Annotated in this window: 7 protein-coding genes; all 7 read right to left on the reverse strand. The window is 60.5% G+C overall.

Annotation, left to right across the window (positions count from 1 at the left end; genetic code table 11):
- Positions 1–190: 190 nt before the first annotated feature.
- The 7 genes from GR197_RS17365 to GR197_RS17395 all read right to left on the reverse strand — a co-directional run bounded on the left by GR197_RS17365 (position 191) and on the right by GR197_RS17395 (position 11,571).
- Positions 191–3,346: an efflux RND transporter permease subunit gene (locus GR197_RS17365; protein ID WP_164011645.1), complete on the reverse strand. Its 3,156-nt coding sequence runs from the start codon at positions 3,344–3,346 to the stop codon at positions 191–193.
- The gene (locus GR197_RS17370) at positions 3,343–4,542 is read right to left on the reverse strand and encodes an efflux RND transporter periplasmic adaptor subunit (RefSeq protein ID WP_164011647.1); all 1,200 of its coding nucleotides are present in this window, start codon (positions 4,540–4,542) and stop codon (positions 3,343–3,345) included. Before GR197_RS17370 ends, GR197_RS17365 begins: the two co-directional genes overlap by 4 nt.
- A 295-nt stretch (positions 4,543–4,837) precedes the next feature.
- Complete coding sequence (locus GR197_RS17375) at positions 4,838–5,746, reverse strand: adenylate/guanylate cyclase domain-containing protein (protein ID WP_164011650.1); 909 nt, start codon at positions 5,744–5,746, stop codon at positions 4,838–4,840.
- Positions 5,747–5,909: 163 nt separating this feature from the next.
- Positions 5,910–7,460 (reverse strand): SpoVR family protein, encoded by a 1,551-nt coding sequence (locus GR197_RS17380; protein WP_164011652.1) that lies wholly within the window; start codon positions 7,458–7,460, stop codon positions 5,910–5,912.
- Positions 7,457–8,731: a YeaH/YhbH family protein gene (locus GR197_RS17385; RefSeq protein WP_164011654.1), complete on the reverse strand. Its 1,275-nt coding sequence runs from the start codon at positions 8,729–8,731 to the stop codon at positions 7,457–7,459. The genes GR197_RS17380 and GR197_RS17385 overlap by 4 nt, the downstream gene beginning before the upstream one ends.
- Before the next feature lie 12 nt (positions 8,732–8,743).
- Positions 8,744–10,687, reverse strand: a complete 1,944-nt coding sequence (locus tag GR197_RS17390) for a PrkA family serine protein kinase (RefSeq protein ID WP_164011656.1) — start codon at positions 10,685–10,687, stop codon at positions 8,744–8,746.
- 407 nt (positions 10,688–11,094) lie between these two features.
- Positions 11,095–11,571, reverse strand: coding sequence for a VOC family protein (locus tag GR197_RS17395; RefSeq protein ID WP_164011658.1), 477 nt, complete (start codon positions 11,569–11,571; stop codon positions 11,095–11,097).
- Positions 11,572–11,607 lie beyond the last annotated feature (36 nt).

Below are 11,607 nucleotides of genomic sequence, written 5' to 3' on the forward strand. Positions count from 1 at the left end.
TCGCTGGAACTCCAGCGAATTGCAGCCCTCAAGAAATGAAGAAGACCGGCCGGTTACTGGTAACGATCATTGCCGTTTATGCTTAACAAACGGCTAAACTTGGGAAGTAATTTATCTTATTTCGTAAGGTTCATAACGCATAAAAACGCCGCCAGACGGGATCCGGCGGCGCTTAAATCGGATGTGAACTCTATTCGGCGGCCTGAAGCTGCTCCTCGGCGGATGCTGCGCGCGGCCGCGTGGCAACCGCCATCTCCTCGTGCAGGCGCGCTTCTTCATGAGCGTGCGGCTTGGCGAAGCGGGCAAGCAGCAGATAGGCGACCGGCGTGATGAACAACGTCACCAGCGTCGCAAAGCCGAGACCACCGACGATCACCCAGCCGAGCGCGACGCGCGCTTCGGCGCCCGCACCATGGGCAAAGACCAACGGCACGCCGCCGAGGATGGTGGCGATCATGGTCATCATGACAGGGCGAAGGCGCAACGCGCAGGCCTTCTCAATCGACGAGCGCACGTCCTCGCCCCGGTCGCGCAGCTGATTGGCGAATTCGACGATCAGAATGCCGTTCTTCGCCATGACGCCGACCAGCAGCACCAGGCCGATCTGACTGTAGATGTTGAGGCTGGAGCCGGTGATAACAAGCGCGAAGACGGCACAGGCAAGGCCGAGCGGTACCGTCGACATGATGATCAGCGAGGAGAGCACGCTCTCGAACTGCGCCGCCAGCACCAGGAAGATGATGACGATGGCAAAGCCGAAGGTCAGCGCCATGCCGCTCGAATTCTCTTCCAGCGTCGCCGCTTCGGCAAGCGGCAGCAGGCGCGCGCCAGCCGGCAGCAACGGCTGCGCAAGCTGCGTCACCTGCTTGACCGCATCGCCGAGCGACATGCCGTCCTTCAGGCCGGCGGTGATCGCGACCGAGGCGAGCTGCTGCTCGCGGTTGAGCTGCGGCGCGACCGAACCTTCCTTCATTGTAGCGATCACCGACATCGGCACGATCTTGCCGTCGCCGGTTTTCAGGAACACGTTCTCGAGGTCGGTCGGATCGTCGATCGGCCGCGTCGTCGAAGTCAGAAGCACGGGATAGGATTCGCCGTCGACGAAGACGTCGACCACGGAGCGCCCCTCCAGCAGCGACTGGATCGCCGTCGAAAGCCCGGTTATGTCGATGCCGAGATCGGAAGCGCGCTCGCGGTCAATCGCCACCGACACCTGCGCCTGGCTGGGCTCGTTGGTCAGGCGCGGCGTATCGTACTGGCCGGTGGCGTCGAGTGCCTGGACCAGCTTGGCGGCCGCCGCCGTCAGCGCCTCGTGATCATTACCGATCAACGCCATCTGCACGCCGCTGCCGGCGCCGCGGATGCGCAGGCTGTTGGAGGAGATGGCGTTCCCGCGCAGCGCCGGCACGCGTGATGCCGCCTGGTTGATGTCGGCGACGATTTCCGCCTGCGTCCGATGGCGCTCCCCCCAGGGGGCGAGCGTCAACACCATGAAGCCGCTGTTCAGCGAACCGCCCTGGCCGGAGATCGAGAAGACGTTGCGGATGTCGCCGTTGTCGACCAGCGGCTGCAGATATTCCTCGACGAGCTGCATCTTGTCGCGCGTATATTCGAGGCTCGATCCTTGCGGCGTCGTCAGCCGCATCATCACCATCGACCTGTCCTCTTCGGGTGTCAGTTCGCTCTTGACCGTGGAAAAGGCGACGAGCGCCGCGCCGGCGAAGAGTACCGAAAACAGGATGACGACGAAGGGGGCGTTGAGACAGCCGTGCAGCGCCCATTTATAAAGGCGGGCAAGCGCCCCGCCGAAACGGCCGAGCGCGCCGTGATCCTCGATCATCGGCTTGGTCAGCATGCGCGAGGCAAGCATCGGGCAGAGCGTCAGCGCCACCAGCGACGACAGCCCGACGGAGAAGGCGAGCACGAAGCCGAATTCACGAAACAGGCCGCCGACCTGTCCAGGCAAGAAGGAGAGCGGGATGAACACGGCCGCGAGCGTCGCGGTCGTGGCGATAACGGCGAAGAACACCTCGCGTGTTCCAAGCACGGCGGCCGCACGCGGCCCCATGCCTTCAGCGCGCCGCCGCACGATGTTTTCGAGCACAACGATCGCGTCGTCGACGACCAGGCCGGTCGCCAACACGATCGCGAGCAGCGTCAGAATGTTGATCGAGAAGCCGACCATATAGATCGCCGCCAGCGTGCCGATCAGCGCCACCGGCATGCTGACCGCCGGGATCAGCGTCGCGCGCCAGTCGCGCAGGAAGAGATAGATGACGGCGGTGACGATAACGGCGGCGAGCACCAGCGCCAGCACCACCTCATGGATCGCACCCTGGATGAAGACGGCGTCATCGCTGGTGATCGCGATCGTCGTGCCCTCCGGCAGCGTCTTCGACAGTTGCTCGACGGCGGCCTTGACGCCGGTCGAGATGTTCAGCGTGTTCGACTGTGCCTGGCGGATGATGCCGAGGCCGATGCCCGGCTTGCCGTTGGAGCGCAGCGCCGTTTCGCCGTCGCGTGGTCCGAGCGTCACCGTCGCGACATCGCCAAGCCTGACACGGTCCTGCAGCATGACCTTGGAAAAATCTGCCGGCGTCTGCAGGTTCGCGGTGGCGCGCACCACGATATCCTGCGTATTGCTCTTCAGCGATCCCGCCGGCACGTCGAGTGCGGCATTGTCGAGCGACTTCGTCAGATCGCCGATGGTCAGCCCCCGGCTTGCCAGCGCGCCCTGGTCGACATCGACGCGGAAAACCTTCTCCTGGTCGCCATATTCCTCAACGTCAGCGACGCCATCGACGGATGCGAGGCGGTCGATCACCTCGTTTTCGACGAGTTGTGTCAGGTCGTCCATGTTGAGCTTGGTGGAGGTGACGGCAAGACGCATGATCGCCGAGGAATCCGAATCCGCCTTGACGATCTGCGGCGCATCCGCTTCGTCAGGCAGGTTCTGGGTGATGCGGCCAATCGCGTCACGCACATCGTTGGCGGCGACGGCGAGATCGATCGCATCGGAGAATTCGAGCGTCACCCGGCTCTGGCCGAAGGAAGAGGTCGATGAGATCGATTTCAGACCGCTGACGCGCGCTACCGCGCCCTCGATCACCTTGGTCAGTTCCTGGTCGATCGTCTGCGGCGATGCGCCGTCGAAGGTCGTGCGCACGGTGACGACCGGACGGTCGACATCCGGCAGTTCACGCACCTCGACGCCGACGTAGGCGGCAAGGCCGGCGACGACCATCAGCGTGTTGAACACCAGCGCCAGGATTGGCCGGCGAACGAAAAGCGCGGTGAAGCTCTGCTTGCCCGAGGCCCTGTCCTGATGAATCTCGGTCACACTCATTGCGTGGCGACCTCCCCATTCGAGGCCACGTCACCGGAAACACGCACCGCCCCGCCCTCACGCACGCGCTGCAGGCCTTGCGTCACGATCTTGTCACCGTCTTTAAGATCGGCCTTGACGAGCACGAAATCCGGGTTGCGCTGCACGACGCTGACCCGCACCTTGCGCGACTTGTCGTCGTTGACCTGCCACACGAAGGAGCCCTGCGAATCCCACTGCACCGAGACGGGATCGACTGCCGGATATTTGTCGCCGGCAAATTTCATGCTGACGCTGAAGGACATGCCGGCGCGCAGCTCATCCGAACTGTTGCCGATCTTGGCGCGCAGGCGAAGCGTGCGGCTTGCCGCGTCTATGCGGTTGTCGACGGCCTCGACCATACCGGAAAATACCTGTCCGGGTTTTGCCACCGACATCGCCTCGACCGGTTGGCCGACCGATACGGTGTTGGCGAAGCGCTCCGGCACCCAGAAGTCGACGAGAATTTCCGACCGGTCGTCGAGCGTGACGATCGGGATGCTCGTCGTGACGTTGTCGCCGATGTTGACCGGTACGATGCCGACGATGCCGTCGATCGGCGCGATAATGTTGCGGCGGGCGAGATTGAGTTCGGCGGCCTGCAGCTGCAGCCGCGCCCCCTGTTCGGCGATCTCGGAATCGAACACGTCCATGCGCGACACGCTGGACTTGATGTTGTGATAGAGATTGGATTTCTCGACGGCAGCCTTGACTGCCACATCCGCCTGGCCGCGGGCGATCACCTGCTCCTCGCTGTCGAGCGTGGCGAGCACCTGGCCGGCCTTCACCCTGTCGCCCGACTTGATGAGGATTTCGCGGATCGTCCCCGATGCTTGCGGCGTGACCGCGACCGAGCGGATCGCGTCGCCCGTGCCGATGGCGTTCAGGCGGTCGTTGACGACGCCCTGGACGACGGCCTGCGTCGCAACGAGAATGGCGCTGTTGCGCCCGCCGCCATTGCGGCGGTTCTGCCCCTCACCACGTTGCTGCCCTTGCGCCCTCGCGGGAGCGTCGGCATCCGCCGTCCCCTCAGCCTTTGGCGCGATCTTGGAAACGAAGCTGTCTGGAATACCTGCATCGCGCATCGTATCGCCGGCACCGGGCACAAAGAAAACCCATGCGGCGAAGCCGGCAACAATGACGATGAGTGAAAGTACAAACTGCTTCCAAAAAGCCATTCACGTCTCCGGAGGGACTCGAGGTTGGGCCAGGGTCGGTCGAAAGAGGCGCTGCGGGACCAAGATGCCCGTCTGATGCGACAATATCGCGCGTTTACAGCTTACCGGCAAGCATAAGCAGGCGGCATTACCGATTTGTAATATCGGCAAAGAATGGAAATAACCCCGTCGCTCACTTTTGCTTGAACAAGCCCTGCCATCTCTTCGTACCGCCGGCTGTCGGCCGAGGTGCAGCACAGAATCAAGTCGATGTGGTTGGATTTCTAAAGCGCCTCGCACTTTTGCGCGACATGCTTTAGCGGCGCATCGACCACCGCAGGCCCATCACAGCCGCAATCCCCAGTATCGGCCACACGGCCCAAAACTGTCCCGTCCAGGTGAAAAGGTTGATGCCGGCAATGCCGAGCGCCACGATCGCCAGCGAGGCGATCCTGCGGTTGAACCGCGTCTGGTCGCGGTTCCAGGCGAGCGCCGCGACGACGGCGAGCCCAAGCACTGGAAAGCACGCCCAGAAAACGCCCTGCCACGATAAAAGATTGATGCCGATCAAGACAGCGGCGATGACGCCGAGCACACCGAACAGCCTGCGCCTGCCAGGTGCCGGTCTTGCCTCGGCGATCTCAGCCGCCGGCTGCGGCCGCGCGGGGCCGGATCGTTGGGGAGGCGGCGTCTCGTCCTTGGCATTGCCGATCTTCACCGCATAGCTCGGCACGCCTTCATCGACGTTCTTCACCATCAGCGGCCCGAGAAACTCGAAACCGACCGCGACCTTGTTGCGAACCTGATCGTAAACGGTACTGGATATCACGATGCCGCCAGCCGCAGCCGAGGCCTGCAGCCGCGCGGCAATGTTGACGCCGTCCCCGTAAATATCGTCGTTTTCGACGATCACATCGCCGAGATTGATGCCGATGCGAAACAGCATGCGTCCGTCCGTCGGGCGGCGGGCGTTGAAGCCGGCAAGTTCGTTCTGGGTATCGACAGCCGCGCGCACCGCCTCGACCACGCTAGGAAAATCGGCAATCAGCCCATCGCCCCATGTATTGATGACACGGCCGCCATGGCTTTCGATCAGGCGCCCCATCGCTTCCCGGCAACGCTTCAGCGCCGCAAGCGTCCCCTCCTCGTCAGCTCCCATCAGCCGGGTATAATCCTGCACGTCAGCACAGAAGATCGTCGTCAGCTTGCGCCGCGTTTCACTCATGGGTCTCTCGTCTCCGCACTATCCGTCCCCGGAAAGATCGCTGCAAAGGCTGAAACTGGTCGACAGGGGATCAAGTGGGCGATTGCAACGCCGATAACCTACTAAGGCTTTACGTTTGTCGCCACCGATAATTGCTCATGATCGCCCTTCAGCATACCGCTGATTATTGAACGATCTTGCGCGGGCTTGCTGAATGTTCTCTGGCCACGGTATTCGAGCCATCGATTTCCTGAAGCAACACGTCGTAGCCCCAGAGATCGGCGAGATGTTGCAGGACGAGCCTGGTATCGGCTTCCTGAAGATAGCTGCCATTCATCATGATATGTTGCAGCAACAGGCGGCGGTCGCCGGCGAGGTCGACATCGACGATATCGATTGCCGGATCGGTCCAGCCGATATCGTATTCGCGGGAGAGCTGGCGGCGGATGCGCAAGTATCCGCGCTCATTGTGGATCGCCGAAACCAGAACCCCTTCCGTCTGTTCCGGATCATCGTAGAGATGGAACAGACGCAACTGGCGGATCAGGTGCGGGCTCAGGAATTGGCTGATGAAACTCTCGTCCCGGTAATTGGCCCAGATGTCGCGCAGCACCGCCATTGCGTCGCCTCGCCCTGATATATCGGGGAACCAAGCGCGGTCTTCTTCCGTCGGCGTCGTGACGATCCTCTCGATATCCTGCATCATCGCAAAACCGAGCGCATAGGGATTGAAGCCCGAGAACCGGCGGTCGTCGTAGCTCGGCTGGAACACGACGTTGGAGTGGGACTTCAAGAATTCGAGGAAGTTGCCGTCGCTGATCTGCCCCCGTTCGTGAAGCCGGTTCATGATCTGGTAATGGACGAAGGTGGCGGTTCCCTCATTCATCACCTTGGTCTGCCGCTGCGGATGGAAATATTGTGCGACATGCCGGACGATGCGAAGGATCTCCCGCTGCCATGGCTGCAGCCGCGGCGCGGTTTTCTCGAGAAAATAGAGGATGTTGTCCTGCGGAAGGCCAAGCGCGGCGCGGCGCTTTTCCAAACCGCCGTCGCTCGCCTTTTTGGCCTTGCCGACGGGCACCGTTCGCCACAGATCGTTGAACATCTGCTCTTCGTGGGCGCGGCGCTCCTGCTGCCGCTTTTCCTCCTGGCGAAGGTCGATGGTCGTCTTGCCCGCATATCGATGCACCCCATGCGACATCAGCGCATGCGCCGCATCCAACGTCCGCTCGACCGCCGTTTCGCCATAACGTTCTTCGCAGCGGGTGATATAACCCTTGGCGAAGTCGAGGTAGTCGAGGATGCCCTCCGCATCGGTCCAGAGCTTGAAGAGATAATTGTTCTTGAAGAAATGGTTGTGGCCAAAGGCCGCGTGCGCGGTGACGAGCGTCTGCATCGTCGCCGTGTTCTCCTCCATCAGGTAGGAAATGCAGGGAGAGCTGTTGATGACGATCTCGTAGGCGAGGTCGCGCATGCCGCGGCGGTAGAAGGCTTCGTGATGCGCAAAGTGCTTACCGAAGGACCAATGGCGATAAAAGAGCGGCATACCAGTTGAGGAATAGGCATCAAGCATCTGTTCAGAGGTAATGACTTCGATCTGGTTCGGATAGACGTCGAGGCCGAGTTCGCCGAGCGCGATCTCCTCGCAGGCGTCGTGGATACGCTGGAGCGTGGAAAAGTCCCAGTCCGCCCCCTCGAACAACAGCCGCTCCCTTGGCCTCATCGTCATGGTCATGGCGTCACCCTCGACTGTGCATCACGCTTCTGGAAGAGATCGTGGAAAACAGGGAATATCTCGCCTCGCCGGCAGACCTTGCGCATCGAAAGCGGCAGCAGCTCTGAACGGATCCCGTCATAGAGCATCCAAAGCGGTGAACGGGATACGGAAGAATCGCCGCCTTCTTCGCCGACCTCGATATAGGCGAAGTACTGGCACAGTGGTAAAATCTCGCGCAGCAGCTGTCCGCTCAGGTTTCCGTCCGAATGGGCGTTGTCGCCGTCCGAGGCCTGGGCGCCATAGATGTTCCACTCTGCCGGATCGAAACGCGCAGCAATGATCCGACGCATGGCGACAAGCGCGCTGGAGACCAGCGTGCCGCCGGTCGCCGGACCGTAGAAGAAGGTTTCCTCGTCGACTTCCTCGGCCTTGTCGGTATGGCGGATGAAGACGATCTCTACTTTCTTGTAGCGCTTCGACAGGAAAAGATAGAGCAGCAGGTAAAACCGCTTGGCAAGATCCTTCATGTGTTCCGACATGGAGCCGGAGACGTCCATAAGGCAGAACATCACGGCTTTGGCCACAGGCTTCGGCTCGTTGTCGAAACGGCGATATCGCACGTCGAGCGGATCGATATAGGGAATGCGTCGGCTTTTTTCCGTCAGGGATTTGAGTTTTACCTCAAGCGCCAGGCGGCTCCCGTCGTCCTCGCATTCCTCGATCTGCCGCTGCAGGGCTTCGATCTCTTCGCGGCGCGGACGGTGAAGCGCGACGCGGCGCATCATCGCAAGCCTCGTCGTGCGACCGACGGCGATGTTGGACGGCGATCCGGAGACGGAATAGCCGGCCCGAACCGGAGTCTCCTCTTCCGTTTCGGCTAGACGCCGTTTGGCAAGGTCTGGAAGTTCCAGGTCATCGAGAAATACATCAAGGAATTCCTCCCGGGTGAGCACGAAGCGGAAACCGTCCTCACCATCGCCTTCGCCCGCATCTTTTGGCTTTCCGCCCCTCGCGCTCGGCGGCCGCGGAATGATGTCGCCTTCCACGAAAGCTCTGTTTCCCGGCAGGATGTGATCGGCGGTACCGCCGTCGCCCCTCCGAAGGCTCGGTTCGGCCATTCCGTCGATCGGCAGGCTGATCTCACCGCCGTCGAGCACATCGCGAATGTTTCGGTTTTGCAGAGAACGCTTTACCGCCTGCTGCACGGCACCTTTCATGCGCCGAAGAAACCGTTGCCGATTTTCGAGACTTTTACCGCGCGGATTTAGCCGACGGTCGACAATGTGCATATTGGCTCCGCATTAACTTGCCTGTTTGACGCGCATGTACCATTCGACGAGGCGCCGAACCTGCCTCTCCGTGTAACCCCGCGCGGCCATGCGCGAGACGAATTCGCTATGCTTCTTTTCTGTTTCCGAGTCCTTCTTCGATCCAAAGGAAATGACCGGCAAAAGATCCTCGACCTGCGAGAACATACGCTTCTCGATCACTTCCCGGATCTTCTCGTAGCTTGTCCATGACGGATTTTTTCCGCCATTGGATGCCCGCGACCTCAACGAGAACTTGACGATTTCGTTGCGGAAATCCTTCGGATTGGCAATGCCTGCCGGCTTTTCGATCTTCGTCAATTCCTGGTTGAGGAGCTCGCGGTCGAGCAGCTGGCCAGTATCGGGATCTTTGAAGTCTACGTCTTCGATCCAGGCATCGGCATAATCGACGTAGCGGTCGAACAGGTTCTGTCCGTAGTCCGCATAGGATTCAAGATAGGCCTTCTGGATCTCATTGCCAATGAACTCTGCATAACGTGGCGCAAGATCGACCTTGATGAATTCCAGATAGCGTTTCTCGACATCGTCGGTAAACTGTTCGCGGCGGATCGCCTGTTCCAGCACATACATCAGATGGACAGGATCGGCGCCGATATCCGTTGTGTCGTGATTGAAGGTGGAGGCAAGCACCTTGAAGGCGAAGCGGGTCGATATGCCGTCCATACCCTCGTCGATGCCGGCAGCGTCCCGGTATTCCTGAACGCTGCGGGCGCGCGGGTCAGTTTCCTTCAGGCTCTCGCCGTCATAGGTGCGCATCTTCGAGAAGAACGTCGAGTTCTCGTGCTTGCGCAGCCGTGAAAGCACGGAAAAGCGGGCCAGCATCTCAAGCGTTGCCGGGGCGCATGGCGTATCCGCCAGTTCCGATCCCTCGATCAGCTTCTCGTAGATCTTCTGCTCCTCCATCACCCTGAGGCAATAGGGCACCTTGATCACGCAGATGCGGTCGATGAAGGCCTCGTTGTTCTTGTTGGCTTTGAAAGTCTGCCATTCGGCTTCGTTCGAATGCGCAAGGACGATGCCCGAGAAAGGTATGGCGCCGATATTCTCGGAACCGATATAGTTCCCTTCCTGGGTCGCCGTCAGCAGCGGATGTAGCATCTTGATCGGCGCCTTGAACATCTCGACGAATTCAAGCACACCCTGATTGGCGCGGTTGAGCCCGCCGGAATAGCTGTAGGCATCGGGATCGTTCTGCGAGTAGGTCTCCAGCTTGCGGATGTCGACCTTGCCGACCAGCGACGAGATATCCTGATTGTTCTCGTCTCCGGGCTCGGTCTTGGCGATGGCGATCTGGCGCAACCGCGAAGGCTGAACTTTGACGACACGGAAGCGGGAAATATCACCGCCGAAATCGTCGAGCCGCTTCAGGCACCATGGGCTCATCAGCCCGTTCAGACGCCGTAGCGGGATGCCGTATTGCTCCTGGAGCAGCGACCCCATCGTCTCCGGATCGAAAAGGTTGAGCGGACTTTCGAAAACGGGGCTGATCTCGTCGCCCGCCTTCAGCACATAGATCGGATGGACCTCCATCAACTGCTTCAGCCGCTCCGCTAAGGAGGACTTGCCGCCGCCGACCGGGCCGAGCAGATAGAGGATCTGCTTGCGCTCCTCAAGCCCCTGCGCCGCGTGCCGGAAGAAGGAAACGATGCGTTCGATCGTCTCTTCCATGCCGTGGAAACCGGTAAAGGCCGGATAGATCCGGATGGTCCTGTTCATGAAGATCCGGCCGAGCCGCGTATCCCTCGCGGTGTCGACCATCTGCGGCTCGCCTATCGCGGAGAGCAGGCGCTCCGTCGCGTTGGCGTAGGCGATCGGGTCCTTTTTACAGAGATCGAGATACTCGGCCACCGACATATCGGTTTCGCGGCGCGCTTCGTAACTGCGCGTAAACGCATCGAATACGGATTCGTTCAGCATGGGCCCTCCATTAAGGTTATGCCGCAGGCTCAAAGTCGTATAACCATCGAGATGGCTACGACGTTCCTAAGAATCAATAATTTCGTAGGTATATTCGACGCTCACCGGCTGTTTCTTGCAACGCACAAAAACGTGCATGCACCGGTTATTTTTACTCTACGAAACTGTTTCTCATTATAGTTGAAAAAAGCACCCCCGCGGTATCAGCACATTTCGCGACGTGACAGAAAGATGAAAAGGGTGTGCAATGTCGGCCGTGATTCGAGTTCCGGAAAAATCGACGATTGGCAGCCAAATCTGCGCAGAGTCGATGCTGGACAGCATGTGCCGATCGATGCCCGAGATGGTGGAAACGGCCGCATGCCGGCCGTGAGTCAATCGTTCGAATCATTTGCCGCCGGCGAAATTCAGCCGTTGAATGCCTTCTCCAGCGCGGCGACATCGATCTTGACCATACCAAGCATTACCTCGGTCACGCGCTTGGCCCGCTCGCGGTCGTTGTCGGCGATCATCTCGGAAAGCATGCGCGGCACGATCTGCCAGGAAAGTCCCCAGCGGTCTTTCAGCCAGCCGCAGGCCTCCGGCGTGCCGCAATTGGCGAGGAATGCTTCCCAGACCCGATCGATCTCGGCCTGGCTTTCCAGGAAGATCGCGATCGAGAAGGAATGGTTGAAGCTGTCCAGCGGGCCGGCCTTCATCGCCAGGAAGGCCTGGTTGCCGAGCGTGAACTCGATCAGCTCGACGCTGCCGGGAGGCCCGCTCGGTGTTTCCGCCGGAAGAATGGTGCTGCGGCCGATCCCGGAATCCGGGATAATGGACACATAGAATTCGACGGCTTCGCGTGCTTCCTCCGCGAACCAGAGATTTGAAACGACCTTCGCCATGATACAGCCTCCTTGTTGACGGTTGACCCGGACCAC

Origin of the sequence: Rhizobium phaseoli, from assembly GCF_010668805.1 — a bacterium.
Lineage (GTDB): Bacteria > Pseudomonadota > Alphaproteobacteria > Rhizobiales > Rhizobiaceae > Rhizobium > Rhizobium phaseoli_A.